Below are 23,108 nucleotides of genomic sequence, written 5' to 3'. Positions count from 1 at the left end.
AGATTACCGCCGGCGCAGGCTCCCCCGCTCAACGCGGTAGTGATCTGCGATCCCATTGGCCACGGCATCCGCGTACTCGACAAATATGTTGGGGCGCAGTTTGCCGTGGATTTTTCGTTTTCCGGAGTAGGCACCGGCTTGCACGCGTTTGAAGGTTTCCCGCGTGTTCATCACATAGGGCTCCATGTAGACGACCGGGCATTGATAAAGCCGGCTGGCGAGAAGGTTGCGGGCCCACACGTAAGGGTTACTATTCACTCGCCGCGCGTTGCCTTTGTTGTACTCGAAGGCACGCATTGGGTTGGCCGCGACAAAACGTCTGGCCACCGCCGAGGACAGCGCAATTTCTTCGTCAGCACTTCCTTGGATCAACTTATGGAGCATCTCCAGCCGCTGGTCGTCCATTGCCAATTCCTCCGGTGACAGACAGCCGGTAGTGAGGATATGCAAGTGGTTACCATCGTGGAGCGACGGCCGGGCTGGGTTCCCCCACGCCTCCGCATTGAAGTGCAAACAAACCACCAAGTCCGGCTTGATGATGCGGTTGACCAACTCAGCGCGGGCACGAATCTCGGCACTCACGCAGAACCAATGGTTGGCCAACGCACTGACTTTGCTGCGGGGGGGATTACGCACCCCTTGGTTGATGAAGTTTTGCTTCGCGAGCTCGCGCAGATGCACCGGCCTCACACGGGTGACCGGCACATTGCGCGCACGCACCAATGTGACTTCGGCTCCCAGCGCCTCGAGACGATCGCGTAACACATAAGCAACCCTCAGCGCCATTTCCCCTTCCATCACCGGCGGAGCGCTGCCAATCACAAACCAGCGCCCCTCCAACCGGGCATAGGCACCACCGATGTGCCCGGGATCCAGAGCAATATGCACACCGGTTAGCGGACGGTTTGGATAACGGGTGCGGGGTTGCAGCGCGGCGGGCGTCCAGTAGCGCGGCGGTGGATTCACCATGCCGGTCCGAGCCAGGCGCAAGACCTTCTCCGGTGCCTCGGGATCGCCCGCTGAAGTGCGGATCCTGGCAACCGGTTGACCATTCTCTTCACCTATCACGATCCACGGCTCCCACGATTTCCCCTTTTCAACGTAGATGTCCTCCAACTGCTGGCGAAAGCGGTCGGCCGTAATGGTCCCGTGGTAGGCCTCCATCTCCTTCCAATCCGGGGGATGGCCCAACGCCGCCAGGTGGCGCGACTGCTCATCCGGCAAATCGCGCGGCGACCGCTGGGCGTGGCTGATGTCGAGCGCAAGCCACAGCAGTGCGAGGAAAAGCAGTTGGAGATAACGTGGAATCATGGCATGAAGTGACCGAGCCTCAACGCTCGAGCAGTTGGCAAACGGAATGCCTACCATACCGTCACCGACCTCCTCGCGTTGCATACAATTTTCACATCTACTCAATCAATACGATGCGCATTCTCTTCCTCGGCGATGTGGTGGGCGAGCCCGGCCGCAAAGCGGTCAAGAAACGCCTGCCAATCCTCAAAGAGCAGTACCAGGCAGACTTCATCGTCATCAATGGCGAGAACTCCGCCGGCGGTCGCGGCATCACGCCGAAAATCTGCACCGAACTCCTGCGTGCCGGAGCCGCCGTGATCACCACAGGCGACCACGTCTGGGATCAAAAAGAAATCGTCGCACACTTCGCCAGCGAGCCGCGTCTGCTGCGCCCGATCAACTGGCCGGAAGGCACACCGGGAGCCGGAAGCGTCGTGCTCGAGACCGAGTTCGGCAAAGTCGCCGTAATCAACGCTCAAGGCCGCACGTTCGTCCAACCACCGCTGGAGAACCCATTCACCGTTGTCGACAAAGAAGTCACCCGCCTGCGCGACGAGCTCGGAGTGAAAATTATCTTCGTCGACTTCCACGCCGAAACCACGTCGGAAAAAATTGGCTTCGGCCGCTGCTTCGATGGCCGCATCTCCGCCATGGTCGGCACCCACACCCACGTCCAAACCGCAGACGAACGCGTCTTCCCCAACGGCACCGCCTACCTCACTGACTCCGGCATGTGCGGGCCAGACGAATCCATCCTTGGCCGCAAGATCGAACCGATCGTCGAGCGCTTTAAAACACAGATGCCCGTGCGCTTCCCCGTCGCCAGCGGCCGCGTCCGCCTCTGCGGTGCCGTCATCGACATCAACCCGGAAACCGGACTCGCCAACTCAATCGAGCGCATCCAGGATATCGTCGAGCCCTAACAGACGCGATTTGGTCTGGTAAATCTGTGCATACTCTGCAAAGACCTCTGTCCAATGCGCCGTATCAGCGCATACTGATCACGTCACCGCATTCCTCCACCATTCATGAGCGCTCCCATCCGCCCGATCGACCAACCTGCCGACTCCCTCTGCGGAGTGGACTTTTCGTCGATTCAGCGTGTCCTGGTAGTCAAGCCCAGCTCGATGGGCGACGTGGTCCACACCCTCCCTGCGGTCAACGCACTCAAGCAGGCATTCCCGCATTTGGAGATCACCTGGGTGGTCAACCCGGAATGGGCATCGCTGCTGGCGGACAACCCGGATCTCGCGGGCGTCGTCGAGTTCCCGCGCCGTCATCTCGGCGGACCGATGGCTCCGGTACGCTTTGCCCGCTGGGCTCAACTACTGCACCGCCCGAACCCACCAGAGGTCGCCCTGGACTTCCAAGGCTTGCTGCGCAGCGCCCTGATTTCGCGCTTCAGCCACGCTCGCCATATCATCGGCCTGCGCGACGCCCGCGAGGGCTCGGGATGGTTCTACGATTTCAAAGTGGACACCCGCGAGTGCATCCACGCCGTCGACCGCTACCTCGAGCTGGTCGCTAGCTGTGGTGTTCAGATCAACCGCAACCACATCGTGACCCCGCTCCCCGAGGGTGATCCCGTCAAACTCCCCGATGGAGTCACGTTGCCGGATTCTCCAATCATGCTTCACCCCTACTCGCGGGGCGAAGGCAAGAGCATGACCACCGCGCAGCTCGAACGATTGATCGAGCGGCTGTCACCTGCTCCCGTCGTTCTCATCGGCAAATGTGACGACGCCGAGGCCTGCGCCATCTCGAGCAGCGATCGCGTGATCAATTTGCTCAACCGCACCACCATACCCCAGCTGATTCACCTGCTGCGTCGGGCGGGGATGGTCATCAGTGTCGACTCCGGTCCCATGCACTTGGCGGCCGCTCTCGGTGGCCCGTTGCTCAGCATCCACACCTGGTCGGACCCACGCAAAGTCGGCCCGTACCGCCCGGACGCATCGGTCTGGAAAGCGGGCAAGATCATGCGCATGGACGAACTCGACCCGCGAGCCTGCGAACAAAACATGGCACTCGATGACGATGCCATCGACGCAATCGCCGCATGGGCTACCCCGGAGTACCCGCTTTGGGTCGGGTAGCCAACCTGCTCACTTCAAAAAATGAAACACAAGACCCTCATTGCGATTCTGCTTGGGGGCATTGTTATTGTTGGCTGGGTGTTCGTTTCACTGCACTTCGACACCAAGAAGCAGATGCAAACGGCCCAGCAGATTCTCAATTCGGGCGGCTCAGTTGAGGACCTGGAAGAAGCTATCGGAACATCGACTCACGAATATCCAGCTAGCGAAGTTCCGGAGTTCGTGAATAGCATTGATGGGTTTAAGATTCGTGAGGGAACGGAGGTTCGGCAGTACAGTATGGAAGGCCTGCCTTACTGGTGGGTTTTAGTACAGGTTACGAAGGAGGACTCTGAGATCCTATGGTTTAGGGTTGCTCAATACGGCCATTGAATCATAGAGCCAGCGAACAAGACATCGCATCCGGCCGCACTGTAGCGGACTGGTTGCTTGAGTCAGCGGCGGATAGACTTGAACGTTCACCCTCCCCCCCTCCGCCTCAGACCCAACTCGGCCACAAAAAAATCCGCCCGTCGCCAGGGGTGGCGAGCGGGCGGACATGAAAACAACGATTCTGAGAACGGCTTAGCGTTCGTTGATAGGAGGAACCGGAGTTCCCAAGCTGCGGCCGATGTACTCGGAAAGCGGGCGGAACAAACGGTTGTCCGCATTCTGCTCAAGCACGTGCGCGGTCCAGCCACTCATGCGAGAAATCGCGAAGATCGGCGTGAAGAGATCGGTCGGAATACCAAGTGAGTGGTACACGGTTGCCGAGTAGAAGTCGACGTTGGCGTTGAGGCCCTTGCGCTCGCTCATCATCTCGGCGATACGCTCGGACATCATGATCCACTTGGCTTCACCGAGTTCGTCGGAAAGCTTCACCGCCATCTTCTTGAGGTGCGGCGCACGTGGGTCGAGCACTTTGTAAACGCGGTGACCGATGCCCATGATCTTGCGCTTGTTGGCAAGTGCGTCTTCGACCCAGCGGTCCACCTGGTCGAGGCTACCGATCTCCTCCAACATGTGGATCACGCCTTCGTTGGCACCACCGTGAAGTGGCCCCTTGAGCGCACCGATGGCGGCGCTGATGGCGGAGTACATGTCACTGAGAGTCGACGACACGACGCGGGCAGTGAAGGTCGATGCGTTGAATCCGTGTTCAGCGTGGAGGATGTAAGCCACGTCGAGAGTCTTCTCGGCGTCTGGCGTTGGCTCCTCGCCGGTGAGCAAGTAGAGGAAGTGAGCGGCCTCGCCCAAGTCCTTACGCACAGGTGGCAGCTCCAATCCGCGGCGGGCGCGGTGGAAATACGCTGCGATCACACCGATCTGCGAAGTCAGCTTGATCGCGATCTGCTCGTTCTCAGTCATGCTGAGGAGGTCGCCGCGCACGGTGTCGTAGCAACCCAGCATCGAGACCGCGGTACGCATCACGTCGATCGGGCGTGCGTTGCGTGGGGCGCTCTTGATGAAATCAATCACGCCGGCTGGCAGTTCACGTTCGGCACGCAGGCCGGTCTTGAGTTCCTTCAGCTCCGAAAGCTTCGGCAGACGGTTGTGCCACAGAAGGTAAACCACCTCCTCGTAGCAGCAGTGCTCCACCAGTTCATCGATGCTGTACCCGCAGTAATGCAGGCTTCCTTCTGCGCCGTTCACGTTCCCGAGACGGGATTCCGCGGCGACAATTCCTTCCAATCCTCGTGAAATTACTGGCATACAAATAAGTTGGTTTGAGGGTGTTTTTGCAAATTGAGGCGGTCCTGTATATCAGGCTTTGCCCCAGTGTTTCAATAGTGTGTCAGCGAGCTCCGATGGAGTCTCGGCCACTGCGATGCCACACTCGCGCAAAATGCGCTTCTTAGCCTCTGCGGTATCATCCGCTCCGCCCACGATGGCACCAGCGTGGCCCATACGACGTCCCGGAGGCGCTGTGGCTCCGGCGATGAAGCCAGCGATTGGCTTCTTGCAGTGGTCTTTTGCCCAACGGGCAGCTTCGGCTTCAGCGTTGCCGCCGATCTCACCGATCATAATGATGGCCTCGGTCTCCGGGTCATCGTTGAACATTTTGAGCACGTCGAGGTGCGAGGTGCCGTTGATTGGGTCACCACCGATGCCGACGCAGGTCGACTGACCGTATCCGCGCTCGGTAAGCTGCCAGACGGCCTCGTAGGTCAGGGTTCCAGAACGCGAAACCACGCCCACGTTGCCGCGCTTGTGGATGTATCCCGGTGCGATGCCAATGCGGCACCCACCCTGGGACTTCTCGCCGTGACCCGGGGTCACGATACCTGGGCAGTTTGGCCCGATGAGACGGGTCTTGCTGCCTTCCATGGCGGCTTTCACGCGCATCATGTCCATCACTGGGATGCCTTCGGTGATGCAAACCACGAGGTCGACACCAGCGTCGACAGCTTCGAGGATGGCGTCCGCGGCAAACGGAGGAGGAACAAAAATGCAGGAAACGGTAGCGCCGGTGGCTTCAACCGCTTCGCTCACGGTATCAAAGATCGGGACGTTGTTTTCGAAAGTCTGGCCGCCTTTGCCCGGGGTCACACCAGCAACGAGCTGGGTGCCGTATTCGAGGCTGAGCTTGGCGTGGCGTGCGCCGAATGCGCCGGTGATGCCCTGGACCAGGATCTTGGTGTTTTCGTCAACGAGAATGGACATGATGAAAAGAAAGTTTGGGATTCTTCGGCAGGGGCGGTCGCGTTGCGATACCGCTCGTTTGCCTGAATGGATGGGTTATTTGAGAGCGGCGACGATCTTCTCCGCGCCGTCGGCCAATGTGGATGCGGCCACGATGTCGAGTCCGCTCGCTGCGAGGGTTGCTTTGCCAGCTTCGACGTTGTTGCCTTCGAGACGCACGACCAGAGGAAGCTCGAGTCCGGTTTCGCGGGCCGCTGCGACCACGCCTTCAGCGATCACGTTGCAGTCCATGATACCGCCGAAGATGTTGATCAGGATGCCCTTCACGTTTGGATCACTGAGGATGATCTTGAACGCAGCGGCGACCTGCTCTTTCGAAGCACCACCTCCCACGTCGAGGAAGTTGGCAGGATCACCACCGAAGTGCTTGATGATGTCCATGGTGGCCATGGCGAGACCTGCGCCGTTCACCAGGCAGGCGATATTTCCGTCGAGGCCGATGTAGTTGAGATCGTACTCAGAAGCTTCCACTTCACGTGGATCTTCTTCTTCGGTGTCGCGCATCGCCTTCACCTCAGGGTGACGGTAGAGCGCGTTGTCGTCGAAGTTGAACTTGGCGTCGAGTGCGAGCACGCGACCGTCCGGAGTCACAACGAGTGGGTTGATCTCGACCATCGAGCAGTCGAGCGAGATGAAAAGCTTGTAAAGCGAGCTAAGGAGCTTGGCGAATGCCTTGGCCTGGTCACCGGCAAAGCCGAGCTTCGAGGCCAGCTTGCGGATCTGGTAGGCCTGAAGTCCTGCAAGCGGGTGCACGCCTTCACGCAAAATCTTCTCAGGAGTCGACTCGGCGACCTCCTCGATGTCCATACCGCCTTCGGTCGATGCCACGATGACCGGCGCACCGGACTCACGGTCCATCAAAATCGCGAGGTAGTACTCTTTATCGATGTCCACCGACTCGGCGACCATCACCTTGCGCACGAGACGACCCGCTTCACCGGTCTGGTGCGTGACCAAAACCTCACCGAGCATTTTGCCCGCGATTTCCTGCACCTGCTCCGGCGAACTGCAAAGATGAACCCCACCTTGGAAGCCATTCTTGAAGTGACCTTTGCCACGCCCACCGGCGTGAACCTGTGCTTTGATAACCAGATTGTCTGGACCAATTTCCTGGGCGGCGGCGAGTGCCTCGTCGGCGGTCGATGCGACCTTGCCGTTAGGGCTTGGGACGCCGAAGCGCTCGAAGAGTTCTTTGGCCTGGTATTCGTGAATGTTCATAGAGGGTAAGAATTTTCTGGAAAATTTGCCCATTCCGCCTGCCGCAAGGTGACTTTTTGCGGTTCTTGAACGAGGTTTGGGAGCGCACGTTAGGAACGGGGGCGCGAACCGTCAAGGAGTAAACCCGGCAGATTCAGGCGAATCTTACGCACCTTCATGCCCCGGTCTAAAAGCGGCTCCATGCATCCGCAACCAGTCACACAAATCGGTTGCCAACGGCGCGGTCCAGGAGTGGTTTCCATCATCACACGACAGCGACGCACTGTGCAGCGCATGCCTGTCTAACACCAAGGACCGCTGAAGCTGCGGAGTCCACCCGGTCTCGATAAACTCGAGGTACAGCTGTTCGCTGGGACCGTAGATTTTGTCGCCGATAATCGGATACCCGACGTGGGCCAGATGGACGCGGATCTGGTGCATCCGTCCGGTGTGTGGCTTGCAGGCGAGCAATGCGAACCGGTCCGTGCGAAAGTCCCCCACCCCCATCGGCTCCGGTGAGGTGAAGCGCTCAATCACCTCAAACTCAGTCGAGCAGGGCTTGCCGTCGTCGTGCACGCATTGCTTCACATAGACAGGGCAGTCCCTCACATCCCCCTCCCGCAAAATCGGACCATCGACCGTGAAGCGATCCTGCTCCGGCCAGCCAAAGACGATCGCTTGATAGCCCTTGCTCATCTCACGCCGCATCATGGCCTTGGCAAAACGGCGAGCCTCCTTTGAGGTTTTCGCCACCAGCACCAACCCGCTGGTCTCGCGGTCGAGCCGGTTGATGATCGAGATCTGACCACCATTCGCCAGCTCGAACCCAAGCAGCGTCTGCAGTCCATGAAAAAGCGTCGTATGCCCTCCCGGCCGCGTGGGGTGGATCAACAAATGCGCCGGTTTGGAGACCACGATGAACTCGGGAGTCTCTTCAATCACATCAAAGTGCGCGTATTTGCCGGGTGGATGCATTTGGGAAAATCGAAACGGGAAACGGGAATGCCAATCCCCACACGGCGCACTAGTACCCCACGATTCACCAGAAGTACACGCCCGCGACTGATCCGCCCACCCTGTCAGGGTAGCACCGTCACAGGGCAACTCATGCCCCAAGGCCAAAGCCATTGGGCTTTGATCCCGGTTCCTTTCAGGACCCCCCATCCCGCTGCAACCACCCCTTATCCTTATCCTTATCCTTATCCTTATCCCGATACCGATACCACCGCTCACCTCATCACCCATCGCCTCCAGCAAGGAGGCTGTACCAAAGCACAGGGCTTCAGCCCTGTGATCGCGGGACCTCTCATCGGCGCATCCTGGAAGGATGCTGGCACTGCCCGGACCCCCACCAAATTCCACATCCCAATCCCTGCCCGACAACCTCCCCGGACGCCCCACTCCCGCCCGAGATGGGGACTTGCGAAGCGGGGGGTTCGCACTAAGTTAAGCGATCACATCCGGCGCCCCTTGATCTTTAAGGGCTGGCGGGCCAATCGCACGTGCCTCCCGACCTCACGCCGGACCCACTTACCTAACTCGAACCTATGTCTTTGGAATACCAACACACCCTGGCCGGCACGGCGTCGGTCACCGGCACCTCCCTTCACACTGGAGAGAAAGTCACGCTTACCCTGCGTCCTGCGCCGGTGAACCACGGCATCAAATTCCGCCGTGTCGACTTGGACGACCAGCCATTCATCGCTGCCGACGTCGCCAAAGTGCAGAAGGTCGAGCGCGCCACCACATTGGCCGAAGGCTCGGTGAAGGTGCACACCGTCGAGCACGTGATCTCAGCTCTCACCGGCATGGGTGTGGACAACGCACTGATTGAGATGGACGCCAACGAGCCACCAATCGGTGACGGATCGGCCCAGCCATACGTGGATTGTATCAAGCAAGCGGGCATCGAACAGCAGAGCGAGTTGCGCTCGGTTTACGAGATCCGCGAGCCAATCCACATGGAAACCAAGGACGGTAGCATGTTGACCATCGTGCCGGACCGTAAGTTCCGCATTTCCTGCACACAGGCAGGCCCGGACGGCCGCATGTGCCAGTATTTCTCCACCGAGATCACCCCGGAGACCTACGAGAAGGAGATCGCTCCGGCCCGTACGTTCGTCTTCTACGAGGACGTCAAACCGCTCCTCGACAAGGGCCTGATCAAAGGCGGATCCCTCGAGAACGCCGTGGTCATCCGTGACGACTCCGTCATGAGCAAGGAGCCAATGCGCTTCGAAGACGAGTTCGTCCGCCACAAGATTCTCGACATCATTGGTGACCTGATGCTCAGCGGGAAGCGCATCCTCGGCCACGTCATCGCTGTGAAGCCGGGCCACGGCCCGAACACACAGATGGCAAAAACCATCGCCAAGGAATACGCCCGCATGCGCTCGATGCTGCCACCGGTGAACCTCCCAACCGGCGAGGCCGTGCTCGACATCAACGACGTGATGAAGATGCTTCCGCACCGTTATCCGTTCCTGTTGGTCGACCGCATCATCAAGTTCGAAGGCGACCAGAAGTGCGTCGGCGTGAAGAACGTGACCATCAACGAGCCATTCTTCCCGGGCCACTTCCCTGGCCACCCGATCATGCCAGGCGTGCTTCAAGTGGAAGCCATGGCGCAGGTCGGCAGCATCCTGATGCTGCGCAAGCCTGAGAACCAAGGCAAGATCGGCTACTTCATGAGCGCGGACAAAGTGAAGTTCCGCAAGCCGGTGCTTCCTGGAGACACACTGATCATCGAAGCCGAAGTACTCAAGATCCGCGGCAGCATCGGCCAGTCGTACTGCCGCTGTCTGGTCAACGGCACCGTCGTTTCCGAGGGCGAGCTCAAGTTCAGCCTCGTCAACGCCTAACCCAATATCCAATGCGGCGCTCCGCCTGATCCGGGGCGCCGCATTGCCCTTTCCCGCATCCCCATCCCCGTCCGGCCCCATGGCAACCCAGATCCACCCCACGGCAATCGTCGACTCCTCCGCGCAAATCGGTACCGACGTCGAGATTGGCCCGTATTGCGTGATCGAAGCACACGCCATCATCGGCGATCGTTGCACCCTCAAGCAGCACGTCACCATCGGCGAGCGCACGGAAGTCGGGACGGACAACACATTCTACCCGTACGCCTGCATCGGTCAGCGCAGCCAGGATCTGAAGTACAAGGAAGAACCCACCGGCCTGCGCATCGGAAGCCACAATACCTTCCGAGAGTTCTCGACCGTTCACCGCGCCACGGATCCCGGTGACTTCACCATCGTAGGCAGCCACGGCAACTTCCTCGCCTACACCCACATCGCCCACGACTGCATCGTCGGCGACCACGTCATTTTCTCCAACAACGGCACCCTTGCCGGTCACGTGGAAGTTGGCGACCACGCCATCCTCGGCGGATTCTCGGCGGTTCATCAGTTCTGCCGCATCGGCAAACACGCCATCACCGGTGGCTGCACCAAAATCGTCCAGGACGTGCCTCCATTCACCATCGCCGACGGCAATCCCGTCGCGGTACGCGGCATCAACACCGTAGGCCTCCAACGCCGCGGATTCGAAGAAGCCGACACCAAGGCCCTGCGCAGCGCCTACAAGGCCATCTACATGCGCAAACTCAACGTCAACCAGGCACTCGACTCGATCGAAGCCGATGCCGGTCTGATCTCCAACGAGCACGTCGCGTTCCTCGTCGGGTTCGCCCGCTCGAGCCAGCGTGGCATCATCCGCTAAGCGGCTGGGACGTTCTCCAGGGCAGACACGCGGCTCGTGAGCCAAAGCGCCGGGGACTTCCGCGGCGAGTAAAGCCATGCCCACCCGCAACGACGGGCGGCAGCATTATCCCCCCCCTCCGCGTGAAATTTCTCTCAAACGGGGTTTGTAATCGCAGCCAACCTCTGTGTAGGGTTCGCGCCACTCCGCTAGCCAGCGGTAGAAAATCTGCAAAAATCCCAGACCCTATGAGCGATTACCAATCCCCATGCAGCCCTCGTGAAGAAATCGGCGGACTAGTCTACTTCCCCCGCCTCTGCGATAAGATCCGCCTCCACGCGGCGGGCAAGCTGCACCCCGACTACCATGCCAACCTTGGCCGTGCGATGGACCTCTGGACCTGCCAATTGCTGCGCGTCGAGTACAACGACCTGGTCAAGTTGATCGAAACCGGCCTCGACGACGAAGGCATGCTCAACTGGTGCACCACCCACGGCTATAAGCCGTCGGATGAAGAAATCAGCTGGTGGAACTCCTACATGCGCAACCGCGGGTTCCGCGACGACTTCGCCGAGAAGCTCGCGTTCCGCAAAGATGAGGCAGGCATCACCGACCGCTCCGACATCCAAACATTCTTCGACTTCATCGACGCCGACGAAGGCCGGCTCTCGCCCCCGATGGAACGCTCCATCGCAACGCGATGACTTACTGGTTAGCCAGCGGATTCATCCGCTGGTGCGGCCAATCCAATCAGCTCGCGCCGGAGGTGCGGTTTACCCCGGTGATCCCACCCGCCAGTAAACCGTCCCTACGGGACGCCTCGCACTGGCACTCATGTCCGGAGGTTGAAACCTCCGGCTAACCGGTAACCCGTCGCTTCGCGACGACCCCAATCACGATCACCAGGAATTGCATCCTGGCGACCCACCCCGTCACGGAACAGTCCGCGGCGGGGTCATTTTTTGTTTCGCATCGAGAGACCTCTCCAGCGCTCGCTCGGGAAAGTCCTCTCTACCTTCTACCGAACGACGATCACTTCACCGACACTACGGCGGTGAGCAAGGTGTTCCAATCGCCGGCCGGATCGTCTTCGTAGTCGCCAATGATGCGGTCGAGCTTCAGGCCCGCATTCTCCAGCCGCAGCTTGAGCTCGATCGGCAGGAACCAGCGCTGGGCTTGAATGTTCTCCTCGCTCTGAACCACCTTCTTTTTCTTCATCAACGAGAAGCGCTGGTTACGGGTCACGACTTGGCGCAAGCGATCGATGCGCGTGCGCACTTCGTAACGGGCACCGGTTGCTTCCGCTCCGAGCTCACCGTTCTCCAGCGTAATGTCCTTCGCCGCCACCCAGGGCGACCAATCATCTTCGTCGTTGGTCAGCGAGACGTCGGCAATCTCATCCCACGGGATGAACCAATCGAAAATCAACTTTCCGCCCGGCTTCAGCAGACGCTTGGCTTCGAGCAAAAAGCGCTCAAACACCTCATCGCTCACCAACATCATGGTGAAGCCGGGGGCGACCACCGCGTCGAACGAGGCCGCATCAAATTGCGTGTCCGTGATATCGCGCGCAAAACAGCGCTCCGCGCCCACCAACCGGCGGGCAGCAGCGACCATCGGCTCGGAGAGGTCCACCCCGATCGCATCGACGCCCTGGTCGATCAGTTGCGCGAGAATTCGTCCCGAACCACACCCCGCCTCGAGCACACGCAGGTCACTGCCACCCAGTTGGTCGACAATGAACGCGGCGGTCGCGCTGGTGACTTCGGCGTCATCGTCCGCATGCGCCCAGAACAAATCGTAGAGCGATGCTTCGAGTCCGCGGTAAATGCCGTCGGCTTGGATCGGGATGCTGGCCATGCCCCTACCCTAGCAGCATTGGCCCAAGCGGCATGCGGAAAGTTGCTCCGGCGTGGATTCGATCAGCGACGGCGGCCAAACGGCCAATCACTCCTTCGCCTGGCTGTCGATGGTAATGGTCACCGGTCCGTCATTCACCAGTGAGACGGCCATCTCGGCGCCAAACTCACCGGACTGCACCTCGGTCTCCAGTTCCTTCTGCGCGGTGGCAATGAACGATTCGTACAATGGGATCGCGTGATCGGGGCGGGCGGCTTTGATAAACGACGGGCGGTTCCCCTTCTTGGTGCTGGCGTGGAGAGTGAACTGACTGACCACGAGCAAGCCACCGCCGATATCCTGTAGCGAGCGGTTCATCTTCCCCTCGTCGTCACTGAAGATGCGCATCTTGACCAGCTTTCCGACCAACCAATCGACATCGGCCTGAGTGTCGGCGTCTTCAATTCCCAACAACACCAACAATCCGGCACCAATGGCTCCGGACACATCACCGTCGATCTTCACCGACGCCTCACTTACTCGTTGAACAACTACCCGCATAATATGGATTAGAAGATTGGGATGATGGAATTGCTGGATGTATCGAAGCGCTATGAACGGCTATCGAGATTGCTTTTCGCTTTGTTGGAGCCGCACGCTCAGCCGACATCTGGGCATCTGTACCCAGGGTGGCGCTCGCCGGAGGCTCGCTGACCCTGGGCTGTTATGAAAATCCCCTTCAGGGAAACCACACTCTGGAAAGCCACTCGATCGACGGGGAAGAACATCATGTGAATCCTGTCTAAGAACCTCTCAGGATTTCTTCAGCTGCTTGCGGATGCGCGTCACCATCTCTGGTGATGCGGAGAGCTCGCTGACCAGTGCGTCGAAAACCCCGAGGGTCGCGCCACTGATATGGTGTTCCATTCCCTCGACGTCGGAATAGATCGTGTCGTCGTCCAGCCCGAAAAGCTCAAGGAAATCGGTCAGCACCTGGTGGCGGCGGCGGATGTAGGCGGCCACTTCCTCACCACGCACGGTCAAAGTCATGCCGCGATAGCGCTCACGGTTGACCAGCCCTTCAGCATCCAGGCGCTTCACCATGTTGGTGACGCTGGCTTGGGAGACTTCCAGATTCGCTGCGATATCGACCACGCGAGCATAGCCCTTTTCCTCAATCAGTCCGGCGATCTGCTCAAGATAATCCTCCATCGCCGTCGAGCCGACGCGGGCAGGTTCATTGGATGGCGAGGACTGAGGCATGAATCGGAATGGCAGGAAATGGGATCAACGTTCGGTGCCCCGTACCGGATGCGGGTCGGCAGCAGGCTGGGGCGGGCGCGTAAACACGGTGGGATCGTCGGACGTATCGTGATGGTGGCGGCTGCGGGCCCTCTGAATGGAGCGCATTGCCACGACCCCGATCCATGCCAAAACGAACAATCCGGTCGCGAAGACTACCATTGCGGCTCCAGTCGAACAGTTCAACCACCGAGCGAGGTGAAATCCGCCGACACTGCTGAGCAGCCCATGCACCAGCGTCAGTCCCAGCATCGTAGGCAAACGCGTGCTCAGCAGATAAGCCGTGGCTCCCGGAATGATCAACATCGCCACCACCAGGATCGCGCCCACTGCCTTGAACGCCGCCACCACCACCACCGCAAGCATTGCCATCAGCCCGTAGTGATACAAGCCGGTGCGGATCCCCAACGAACGCGCCAACCCTGGATCAAAAGTGGTCACCAGCAGGCGCCGGTAGAAAACCGCCAGCAACACAAACACCAACGCGGTCACAATTCCCATGTAGAACACCGGCTCAGGAATCCCCGCCACTGGCACGGCAAACGCAGTGAATCCAATCTCCCCGTAAAGCACACAATCCGCGTCGAGATCAATCTTGGACGCATAACGCGTGACCAACAGCACCCCGACAGCGAACAACGACGAGAAGCAGATCCCAATCGCCGCGTCCTGCTTGATCAAGCTGCGGCCGTGAACCATCTCGATCAGCCAAATCGTGATCAACCCGGCGACAATCGCCCCGGCAAACATCACCCAGCCTCCTCGTGTTCCAGCAATCAGGAACGCCACCACCAGCCCGGGCAGCACCGTGTGCGAGATCGCATCGCCCACCATCGCCATCCGGCGCAGAATCAGAAAACAACCGACCAGCCCGCACGCCCACGCCACCAGTGTGCCCATGCCGGTGACCCAGAGAGTGTCTTCGAGCGCGCTGCCGGTCCACGCCTCAGTGACGACATGATACCAGTCGAATGGCGGGACGAGATGTTTGAAGTTTTGCCACATAGGGAATGAGAGATGGGGCTCACGCAGGTTTGCTGGCAACGGCTGGGATCGGCTTGCCGTGCGGGTCGAGTTGTGGGAAATCGAGACGTTTTTCGAGTTCGCGCACAATGGGTTCACCGAGCACGTGTTCGATCCGCTCGGCGTCGTCGTGAACGTGGTCAGGAGCGTAGTCCGCGGCATTGGTGAGGTAGAGCTCCCACAGTCGGTGGTTGCGCACGAGCTGGGCGGCACGCGCCATGCCGGCATCGGTCAGAAAGAGCATCCCCCCGTCGGGGCTCCGGGTGGCGAGCTCGCGCTGCTCGAGCTTTTTCACCAGTTGCTGGACTTCATCAATCGTCTGGCGGCGCACGGCTGCCAACTCCAGCAGAGTCACCCCTTCGAGCGAGAAGTTCTCGCGCTCGTGAATGTGATAGACCGCTTTGAGTAGGTTCTCCCGATGAACCCGCGCACTGCGATGACGGGCACGTCGCCACTTCACCACCACCCCTTCACGCGGACTGAACAGAAACGCACCCGCAAAAATGGCACTCGCCGCAAGCACCATCAGCGGACCCGTTGGCAAGTCGGTATCGAGGAATGAAAGCAATGCCCCCAGCGCCCCGGACACCATTCCGAACAACGCCGCCCAAACCAACATCCGGTGGAACCGCTGCGTGATCAGATACGCCGCCGCCGCCGGTGTGATCAACATGGCCGAAACCAACACCACCCCGACCGCTTGCATCGCCACCACCACCGAAAACGTCAGCAGCAACATCAGCAAGTGATGCAGCAACCGCACCGGCAACCCCAGCGACTGCGCAAACGCCGTGTCGAAGCTCAAGACGAGGAACTTCGGGTACAGCACTACAATCAAGACCACGCTGATGCCCGTCGACCAAGCCATCGCCCGCAGGTCCGCCGGCCCAAGCGCCGCAGCCTGCCCGAAGAGAATGTGGTCGAGCCCCGCCATGTCCGCGTGCGGGATCCCCTGCACCATCGTGAGCAAACAAATACCGATGGCAAAAAATCCGGAAAGCACAATCCCCAGCACCGCGTCCTGCTTGAGCTTGGTTGTGTTGCGCAACGCGGTCACCGCGCCCATCGAAATCATCCCCGCCACCACCGCGCCGATGAATAGGTTCAGCGGGTCCTTGGTCAGCGTGAACAAAAAGCCAAGCACCACCCCGGGCAGCACGCTGTGCGCCAACGCATCGCCCGCCAGCGCCAGCTTGCGCACGACCATGAAACTACCCAGCACCCCGCAGCCCAGCCCCAAAAGCAGGCTTCCCCCCAACAAATAGCGCACCCCCTCGTCGCGCAGTGACACGAAACGCAGCAGTTGATCCCACGCATTGACCTCGACCATGTCGGACGGCCGCGCGGCATGCGCCACCGAAGGCAGACACATCAGTAACAACACCGGCAACAGGCACCACGTGGTTCGCATGAGCCTTTGCTGATATTTGGACAGGATTGACATGACAGTCAGGATTGGGGCGCCGCCGCGAGTACGGCGGCAGCTTCTTTCGAAAATACCTTATGATTCCTTGGCCACCGCGTCCGCCACCTCACTGAGGATCGTCAGCCGCCCGCCATAGGTTTTCTGCAACAGCTCCTGGTTGAAGACGTCCTCGGTCTTGCCAAACGCCACCAGACGCATGTTGAGCAACAGCAGCATGTCGAAATACGTCTGCGCGGTCGGCAAGTCGTGGTGCACCACTAGAATCGTTTTGCCCGCGTCGCGCATCTCATGCAGCAGCTTCATGATCGCCCGCTCGGTGGCCGCATCCACGCCGGCAAATGGCTCGTCCATCAGGTAGAGGTCGGCTTGCTGAGCCAACGCCCGGGCAAGGAAGACACGCTGCTGCTGCCCACCGCTGAGGTTGGAAATCTGGCGGTCGGCAAACGGCAACATCGCCACCTTGTCGAGACATTCGCGCGCCAGTTCGCGGTCTGCCTTTGTCGGCCAGCCAAACCACTTGTGATGGCCGTAGCGCCCCATCAAAACCACATCCATCACCGACACCGGGAAATCCCAGTCGACCGACTCGCGCTGCGGCACGTAGCCCACGCGGCATCGGTTCTTCTTTGCCTCCTTGCCGAAAATCTTCACCCACCCGGCGGTCGGCGTCAGCGCGCCCATCACCGACTTGAGCAAAGTCGACTTTCCCGCCCCATTGGGACCAACGATTCCCACCAACTGACCGGGTGGCACTTCGACATCGATGCCGTAGATCACCGGCTTGCTGTGGTAAGCCACGGTGAGATCGTGAATCTCCAGCGGGATCTCCTCGTTTGTGGATGTGCTTGTCATGGCGCGGTCAGAAGAAGAAAAGCGCGCCGCCCGACCAGCGGAGCGACGCGCTTTAAGATTAGAATCGGTAAGTCAGCCCGGTGAACACTCTAGCATCCTCCGCTGCGTCGTTCAGCCCGATCTGGGTTCCCAAGTCGAGACGAAAGTGCAGGTTCACATCATAAGTAAGCCCGCCGGAAATTGCAGCCAGGTAATCGCTTTCCGCAGCCACACCTACGTATTCGACATATCCACCGAACGCGCCACCCAGGTCAGCGGCAAGCGCCACCGTGTGACCGACCGCGAACTCATGCCCGGCCGTGTCTTCGTTGAAAACATATGCCGGCTCGACTTGCAGCCCGAGGCCGACGCGCTCGCAAAGCGGCACACCCACAGGGACCACAAAGCCACCCTCCCACTCGTCGTTGGAGAGGTCGGTACCGGTCGGCACTTTGACATAAGGCATCACTGCCAATGCCAGATCGGATCCGTCGTCGATGCCCAGCACATTGTGCTTCCAGCGCACGACGATATCACCGAAGCCATCAGTCTTGGTGCCGCCGCTCTTTTCCGTCGAGTAGCTGTCGAAGCCAAGCTGAAGGTCGTCGCGCTGACTGATACCGTACTTGAGGTTGGCGAGACCGAAGCCCCAGCCGCGGGTGGTCACGCCGTCCGCTTTGTCCTGGGTCCACTCGGCGGTGGTCATTTCCAGCTGCCAGAACCCTTTGTCGACGGTGATCGGACTCTCGGTGACATCCGGGCGGTCCGCTTCCAATGGGCGGACTTCACGCACGTCGGCTTGTGCTACGGCAATTACAGGAGCCTCGCCAGCGATCGCAGCCGCTGATGTCAGTCCCAATGCAAGGAGGATGGATGGTTTTGTCATAGTGTGTTGAGGAAATTCAGAAGGTTGGAAAGTGGCTCTGAGGCTTACTTCAGGTTGTCGACGATCGTGTTCACGTTGTGCTTGATCATGCCGATGTAGGTCGAAACGTCGTAGCTTTCGCCATGAGCGGTTTCGACCACTCCTGCGGCACCTGTGGAATCGGAGAAAAGCTCACCACCCACAATCACGCCGGCGTCGCGCTTCACGCTCTCGATCAAGCCCGGAGCCACGCTGTTCTCGGTGAAGATGGCCTTGATGCCGCGTGACTTCACGAGGTCGACTGTGTTGGCAACGTCCGCCATCCCGGCCTGGGTCGCGGTGCTGATGCCTTGGATGCCCACCACCTCGAAGCCATAAGCGCGGCCGAAGTAAGCGAATGCATCGTGGCTGGTCACGAGCAGGCGGTGTTCTTCCGGCACCTCGGCCATGCGGGCGGCGGCCCAGGCGTCGAGTTGCTCCAACTCGTTGTCATAGGCGGCACCGCGCTCGCGGATCGCATCCGCTTGCTCCGGCAACGCACGGACCAACTCGTCGATCACCAATGCAAGCGACTGACGCCACAAAGCCACATCGCCCCACACGTGGGGGTCCGGATGGTTCTCCGCTTCCGGATCCGCCATCAGTTCCTTTTGATCGACGACCTCGGCCACCGCCACCACTGCCTTGCCCCGCTGGCTGGCTTTGTTGAACAAGTCCGCCAACTGCCCCTCGAGCATCAGACCATTGTAGAAAATCAAATCCGCGCTGGTAATCGCCGCCGCATCCGACGGACGCGCCTTGTAAAGGTGCGGGTCCACCCCTGGCCCCATCAACACAGTCAAATCCACCGCATCACCGCCCACCACACGCACCATGTCGCCAACCATCGTCGTCGTCGCGACCACCTGCAGCTTGCCGGACGTCTCATCCGACGCGCCCGAGCCACCGCCACAACTGGAGAAAAACGCCACCGCAGCCACTCCTGCGACCAGCACCATCAAAGAACGAAAAATAGAAACCATAGGGTATTCATCGGGCAACTTTTGTTCACCGCAACCAGAAAAGTTAACCGAAGCTAATTTGAACCCTGTTTGGCATCACGAAGCACTGCCATCAGCAAGGCAGGTGCGCCTCCCCGAAACAATACCAAGCCGCCGCTTCGATCGAATCAACAGTCGATCGAACGCACCCCTTCAACTCTCCGCATTCCTGCCGAGCACTCTAGCCCAACGCTTTGTGGGATCCGTCGCAGAACGGCGCATTCCCTGTCCGCTTGCACTGGCAAAGGAACTGCTTGCCGCTCTTCTCGGCGACAAACTTCATCGGCGCGAACCCGGTCCCCTTGTGGGAACCATCACAGAAAGGCTGTGACGACGAATGGCCGCAACTACAGAAGAAGTACGCCTTTCCCTCTTCGAGCTCTACTCCGACCGGCTTGGTATCAGCAATTTTTGGATCATCCATAACAACGCAAACTACGGCCATCAGCTAGCCAGGGATGCCTACCAACCCACAGCGGCCACATTTCCCCCCCCACAAAACAAAAAACGGGCGCCCTCCCAGCAGCCATGACTGACTGGGGAAGACGCCCGTAATTTGTAAAACGACCAATTAAACAATCATGCCTGCAGCCACGGTCTCGTTGGTTCCTTCATCGATGAGGATGAACGAGCCGGTGTTGCGGTTGCGGCGGTATGAATCGTAGAACAACGGCGACGAGGTACGCAGCGAGATACGACCGATCTCGTTGAGCGTGAATTGCGGATCTCCTTCGATCTTGTGCAGCGTGTTGATGTCCACCTTGTAGCGGATCTCGCTCACCACGGCTTTCGCCTCTTTGGTGGTGTGACGGATCACGTAACGACCACGTGGGTTGAGCGTCTTGGTGCTGGAGAACCAGCAGATCATCGCCTCGATGTCCTGACCGGACTTCGGCGGGTTGTTGCCTTTGACGATCATGTCACCACGCGAGATGTCGATCTCATCCTCGAGTGTGATGGTGGTCGAAATCGGAGCGAACGCCTCTTTGAGCTCACCGTCCGGCGAGTGAATCGACTTGATCTTCGATTTGAACCCGGATGGGAACACCGTGACTTCGTCGCCCGGCTTGAACACACCACCCGCAACACGACCAGCATAGCCGCGGAAATCATGCCACTTGTCGCTCTGCGGGCGGATCACCCACTGCACTGGGAAGCGCGCGTCGACGTGGTTTTCCTGCGCACCAACATAGACGGTCTCCAAATGGTAGAGAAGGGTCGGCCCCTGGTACCACGGCATGTTCTCCGACTTATCGACGACGTTGTCGCCTTTGAGAGCCGAGAGTGGGATGAAGCTGACGTCGATCAGGTTGTCGAGACGCGATGCGAACTTCTGGAACTCCGCACGGATGTTGTTGAAGACATCTTCGCTGTAGTCCACCAGATCCATCTTGTTCACCGCGATCACCACGTGCTGAATGCGCAGCAGGTTGGCGATGAACGCATGGCGCATGGTCTGCTCGATCACCCCTTTACGGGCATCGACGAGCACGATCGCCAGGTTGGCGGTCGAGGCACCGGTGACCATGTTGCGGGTGTACTGGATGTGACCCGGAGTGTCAGCGATGATGAATTTACGCTTTGGCGTGGCGAAGTAGCGGTAAGCGACATCGATGGTGATGCCTTGTTCACGCTCCGAGCGGAGACCGTCGGTGAGCAGTGCCAGGTTCACGTTTTCATCGCCGCGCTTGCGTGATGATGCTTCGACCGCTTCGAGCTGGTCTTCGAAAATGTTTTTTGAATCGTAAAGGAGACGGCCGATCAGAGTCGATTTTCCGTCGTCAACGCTTCCCGCAGTGGTGAAGCGGAGGAGATCCATATCGAGATAGGACATAGTTATAAAATCTAAAGTTTGGAGAGGTTGGGAGGGGAAGGAATTGGCGGAGAAAGGTTGCTAGTTTTCAGGGTTCAGTTTTCAGAACCCGAAGTCTTGCCTCTCTCCTTCTTGCATCTTGGCTCTTAGAAATATCCTTCCTTCTTGCGGTCCTCCATGGCGGTTTCGGAGCGCTTGTCATCGGCGCGGGTGCCGCGCTCGGTCTGGCGGGCTGCGGCGACTTCAGCGATGATGTCGTCGAGAGTGGCGGCGGAGCTTTCCACTGCGCCGGTGCAGGTGATGTCACCAATGGTGCGGAAGCGGACGAGCTTCTTCTCCACCTTTTCTTCCGGCTGCACGTTGATGAACTCGTGCGCCGCGAGCCAGCTGCCGTTGCGGTTCACCACTTCCCGCTCGTGAGCGAAGTAGAGCGATGGCAGCTCGATGTTCTCCAGCTTGATGTACTGCCAGATGTCCATCTCGGTCCAGTTGGAGAGAGGGAACACACGGAAGTGCTCACCGTTGTGCTTGCGGCCGTTAAAAATGTTCCACAACTCCGGACGCTGGTTCTTCGGGTCCCACTGACCAAAGTCGTCGCGGTGCGAGAAGAAGCGCTCTTTGGCGCGGGCCTTTTCCTCGTCACGACGACCACCACCCAGGCAGGCGTCGAACTGATGCTCGGCAATCGTGTCAAGCAAGGTCACGGTCTGAAGCGAGTTGCGTGAGGCGTTGATCCCCTTCTCTTCAACCACTTTCCCTTCGTCGATCGACTGCTGGACCGATCCCACAATCAGGCGGGCGTTGATGTCCGCCACGAACTTGTCGCGGTACGCCATCGTTTCATCAAAGTTGTGGCCGGTGTCGACGTGGACAAGCGGGAATGGCAGACGCGACGGGTGGAACGCCTTGTAGGCCAGGTAGGCCATCACGATCGAGTCTTTGCCGCCGGAGAAAAGGAGGCCCGGATTCTGGAACTGAGCCGCGGTTTCGCGAAGCACATAAATGGCCTCGGACTCGAGCTGTTTAAGGTGGGTCAGGCTATAGTCTGGCATGGGATGTCAGTGGTAATTCTTGGGCGCGCCCAGCGGAGATTATCCGGTCCGGCGCTCGGAAAACACCGCACCATTGACGCGCTTTCCCCTCATCATCAAGAGGAAATCTCAAAAACCTTACAAACTTGAGTAGTTTTGTGAGGATTTATACTTTCCACTGCCCCACCAAAGCCGGACATTGTCCCATGCACTGGAGCTGAAGTGCTTACCCACTTCCGGATCGGCCGCGCTCACTGCGCGTCCACACGCGGCAGCACGTATCCTGAGAGCTCCGCCAAGGAATCAGCAAAGCTCTGCCCTTCGGTATCCACTACCAAACTCGCAACGCCTGCATCCGGTTCTTCGAAGCCCGAATCCTTGCCGGTGAAGTGCTTCACCCCACCCGCTGCGGCTTTGGCATAAAGCCCTTTCACGTCGCGCTTGGCGCACTCTTCGAAGCTGGCTTTGACGTAGATCTCGTGGAAATCCTGCTCGCCGATGATCTCACGGGCCGACTCCCGCAGCTCGCGCTTCGGCGTGATGAACGACACCAAGGTGATGATCCCCGCATTGGCGAAGAGCTTGGCCACTTCTGCGATGCGGCGGATATTCTCGCGGCGGTCGTCATCGGTGAATCCAAGGTCTTTGTTGAGCCCGGTGCGAATAGTGTCCCCATCGAGCACCTGGACGGTTTTGCCAGCCTGGTGAAGCTGGTGCTGCAGCGCGATGGCGAGGGTCGACTTGCCGGATCCGGACAATCCGTAGAACCAAAACACGCCGCCCTTCTGGCCGAGAGCGGATTCACGCTCACCACGGGTGACCATGCGGTGGCTTTCTGAGAAAATATTTTCCTGGGTCGGGTCGTTGCTGCTCATGGAGCTGCTACCATCGCGCCCGCTCCGTGATTGTCGAGCCGATTTCCCGTTCGCAGTCGTGGCGGCGCAGGCCACCAGTCACCGGTGGATCGC

At 59.4% G+C, this 23,108-nt stretch carries 22 protein-coding genes and 1 pseudogene; 6 read left to right on the top strand and 17 right to left on the bottom strand.

Annotation, left to right across the window (positions count from 1 at the left end):
* Window positions 1-3: 3 nt before the first annotated feature.
* Window positions 4-1,311 carry an N-acetylmuramoyl-L-alanine amidase gene (locus tag G3M56_RS02405; RefSeq protein WP_164365511.1) on the bottom strand — a complete coding sequence of 436 codons (1,308 nt, stop codon included), beginning with the start codon at window positions 1,309-1,311 and terminating at the stop codon, window positions 4-6.
* Window positions 1,312-1,424: 113 nt separating this feature from the next.
* Between G3M56_RS02405 and G3M56_RS02400 the strand changes: the two genes are divergently transcribed.
* The 3 genes from G3M56_RS02400 to G3M56_RS02390 all read left to right on the top strand — a co-directional run bounded on the left by G3M56_RS02400 (window position 1,425) and on the right by G3M56_RS02390 (window position 3,761).
* Window positions 1,425-2,216, top strand: a complete 792-nt coding sequence (locus G3M56_RS02400; RefSeq protein ID WP_164365512.1) for a TIGR00282 family metallophosphoesterase — start codon at window positions 1,425-1,427, stop codon at window positions 2,214-2,216.
* Window positions 2,217-2,321: 105 nt separating this feature from the next.
* Complete coding sequence (locus tag G3M56_RS02395) at window positions 2,322-3,389, top strand: glycosyltransferase family 9 protein (protein WP_164365513.1); 1,068 nt, start codon at window positions 2,322-2,324, stop codon at window positions 3,387-3,389.
* Between the two features lie 21 nt (window positions 3,390-3,410).
* Window positions 3,411-3,761 (top strand): hypothetical protein, encoded by a 351-nt coding sequence (locus G3M56_RS02390; protein ID WP_164365514.1) that lies wholly within the window; start codon window positions 3,411-3,413, stop codon window positions 3,759-3,761.
* A gap of 192 nt (window positions 3,762-3,953) precedes the next feature.
* On the opposite strand, the gene G3M56_RS02385 is transcribed toward G3M56_RS02390, so the two are convergent.
* The 4 genes from G3M56_RS02385 to G3M56_RS02370 all read right to left on the bottom strand — a co-directional run bounded on the left by G3M56_RS02385 (window position 3,954) and on the right by G3M56_RS02370 (window position 8,243).
* Window positions 3,954-5,081, bottom strand: coding sequence for a citrate synthase (locus G3M56_RS02385; RefSeq protein WP_164365515.1), 1,128 nt, complete (start codon window positions 5,079-5,081; stop codon window positions 3,954-3,956).
* A gap of 51 nt (window positions 5,082-5,132) precedes the next feature.
* The gene (sucD, locus tag G3M56_RS02380) at window positions 5,133-6,032 is read right to left on the bottom strand and encodes a succinate--CoA ligase subunit alpha (RefSeq protein ID WP_164365516.1); all 900 of its coding nucleotides are present in this window, start codon (window positions 6,030-6,032) and stop codon (window positions 5,133-5,135) included.
* A 75-nt stretch (window positions 6,033-6,107) separates the two neighbouring features.
* Entirely contained in the window at window positions 6,108-7,289 is a 1,182-nt protein-coding gene (gene sucC, locus G3M56_RS02375) for an ADP-forming succinate--CoA ligase subunit beta (protein ID WP_164365517.1), read from the bottom strand.
* 144 nt (window positions 7,290-7,433) lie between these two features.
* Window positions 7,434-8,243 carry an RluA family pseudouridine synthase gene (locus tag G3M56_RS02370; RefSeq protein ID WP_164365518.1) on the bottom strand — a complete coding sequence of 270 codons (810 nt, stop codon included), beginning with the start codon at window positions 8,241-8,243 and terminating at the stop codon, window positions 7,434-7,436.
* 572 nt (window positions 8,244-8,815) lie between these two features.
* Between G3M56_RS02370 and G3M56_RS02365 the strand changes: the two genes are divergently transcribed.
* The 3 genes from G3M56_RS02365 to G3M56_RS02355 all read left to right on the top strand — a co-directional run bounded on the left by G3M56_RS02365 (window position 8,816) and on the right by G3M56_RS02355 (window position 11,674).
* Complete coding sequence (locus G3M56_RS02365; protein WP_164365519.1) at window positions 8,816-10,129, top strand: bifunctional UDP-3-O-[3-hydroxymyristoyl] N-acetylglucosamine deacetylase/3-hydroxyacyl-ACP dehydratase; 1,314 nt, start codon at window positions 8,816-8,818, stop codon at window positions 10,127-10,129.
* Window positions 10,130-10,208: 79 nt separating this feature from the next.
* The gene (gene lpxA, locus G3M56_RS02360) at window positions 10,209-10,991 is read left to right on the top strand and encodes an acyl-ACP--UDP-N-acetylglucosamine O-acyltransferase (protein WP_164365520.1); all 783 of its coding nucleotides are present in this window, start codon (window positions 10,209-10,211) and stop codon (window positions 10,989-10,991) included.
* A 227-nt stretch (window positions 10,992-11,218) separates the two neighbouring features.
* On the top strand, window positions 11,219-11,674 hold the full coding sequence (locus G3M56_RS02355; RefSeq protein ID WP_164365521.1) for a DUF5069 domain-containing protein: 456 nt from the start codon (window positions 11,219-11,221) through the stop codon (window positions 11,672-11,674).
* A gap of 328 nt (window positions 11,675-12,002) precedes the next feature.
* Here the strand turns inward: G3M56_RS02355 and G3M56_RS02350 are convergent, their stop codons facing one another.
* The 12 genes and pseudogenes from G3M56_RS02350 to cysC all read right to left on the bottom strand — a co-directional run bounded on the left by G3M56_RS02350 (window position 12,003) and on the right by cysC (window position 23,015).
* Window positions 12,003-12,830: a class I SAM-dependent methyltransferase gene (locus G3M56_RS02350; protein ID WP_164365522.1), complete on the bottom strand. Its 828-nt coding sequence runs from the start codon at window positions 12,828-12,830 to the stop codon at window positions 12,003-12,005.
* A gap of 87 nt (window positions 12,831-12,917) precedes the next feature.
* Complete coding sequence (dtd, locus tag G3M56_RS02345; RefSeq protein ID WP_164365523.1) at window positions 12,918-13,370, bottom strand: D-aminoacyl-tRNA deacylase; 453 nt, start codon at window positions 13,368-13,370, stop codon at window positions 12,918-12,920.
* 252 nt (window positions 13,371-13,622) lie between these two features.
* Window positions 13,623-14,072, bottom strand: coding sequence for a transcriptional regulator MntR (mntR, locus tag G3M56_RS02340; RefSeq protein WP_235203543.1), 450 nt, complete (start codon window positions 14,070-14,072; stop codon window positions 13,623-13,625).
* Window positions 14,073-14,096: 24 nt separating this feature from the next.
* Window positions 14,097-15,116, bottom strand: a complete 1,020-nt coding sequence (locus G3M56_RS02335; RefSeq protein WP_164365524.1) for a metal ABC transporter permease — start codon at window positions 15,114-15,116, stop codon at window positions 14,097-14,099.
* Window positions 15,117-15,135: 19 nt separating this feature from the next.
* A complete protein-coding gene (locus G3M56_RS02330) occupies window positions 15,136-16,545 on the bottom strand; it encodes a metal ABC transporter permease (protein ID WP_164365525.1) in 1,410 nt (469 codons plus the stop codon).
* Between the two features lie 90 nt (window positions 16,546-16,635).
* Window positions 16,636-17,412: a metal ABC transporter ATP-binding protein gene (locus tag G3M56_RS02325; protein WP_164365526.1), complete on the bottom strand. Its 777-nt coding sequence runs from the start codon at window positions 17,410-17,412 to the stop codon at window positions 16,636-16,638.
* 58 nt (window positions 17,413-17,470) lie between these two features.
* On the bottom strand, window positions 17,471-18,277 hold the full coding sequence (locus tag G3M56_RS02320; protein ID WP_164365527.1) for a transporter: 807 nt from the start codon (window positions 18,275-18,277) through the stop codon (window positions 17,471-17,473).
* A 44-nt stretch (window positions 18,278-18,321) separates the two neighbouring features.
* Window positions 18,322-19,278 carry a metal ABC transporter solute-binding protein, Zn/Mn family gene (locus G3M56_RS02315; protein WP_164365528.1) on the bottom strand — a complete coding sequence of 319 codons (957 nt, stop codon included), beginning with the start codon at window positions 19,276-19,278 and terminating at the stop codon, window positions 18,322-18,324.
* Window positions 19,279-19,489: 211 nt separating this feature from the next.
* Window positions 19,490-19,720 (bottom strand): annotated as a pseudogene (locus G3M56_RS02310) (CDGSH iron-sulfur domain-containing protein); the annotation flags it as partial.
* Window positions 19,721-19,867: 147 nt separating this feature from the next.
* Window positions 19,868-21,130 carry a sulfate adenylyltransferase subunit CysN gene (gene cysN, locus G3M56_RS02305; RefSeq protein WP_164365530.1) on the bottom strand — a complete coding sequence of 421 codons (1,263 nt, stop codon included), beginning with the start codon at window positions 21,128-21,130 and terminating at the stop codon, window positions 19,868-19,870.
* Between the two features lie 125 nt (window positions 21,131-21,255).
* Window positions 21,256-22,161, bottom strand: coding sequence for a sulfate adenylyltransferase subunit CysD (cysD, locus tag G3M56_RS02300; protein ID WP_164365531.1), 906 nt, complete (start codon window positions 22,159-22,161; stop codon window positions 21,256-21,258).
* 230 nt (window positions 22,162-22,391) lie between these two features.
* The gene (gene cysC / locus G3M56_RS02295; protein WP_164365532.1) at window positions 22,392-23,015 is read right to left on the bottom strand and encodes an adenylyl-sulfate kinase; all 624 of its coding nucleotides are present in this window, start codon (window positions 23,013-23,015) and stop codon (window positions 22,392-22,394) included.
* Window positions 23,016-23,108: the final 93 nt, after the last annotated feature.

The sequence above is a fragment of the Sulfuriroseicoccus oceanibius genome (genome assembly GCF_010681825.2).
In the GTDB taxonomy this organism is placed as follows: domain Bacteria; phylum Verrucomicrobiota; class Verrucomicrobiia; order Verrucomicrobiales; family SLCJ01; genus Sulfuriroseicoccus; species Sulfuriroseicoccus oceanibius.
This window is presented reverse-complemented; position numbering and strand designations above follow the sequence as displayed.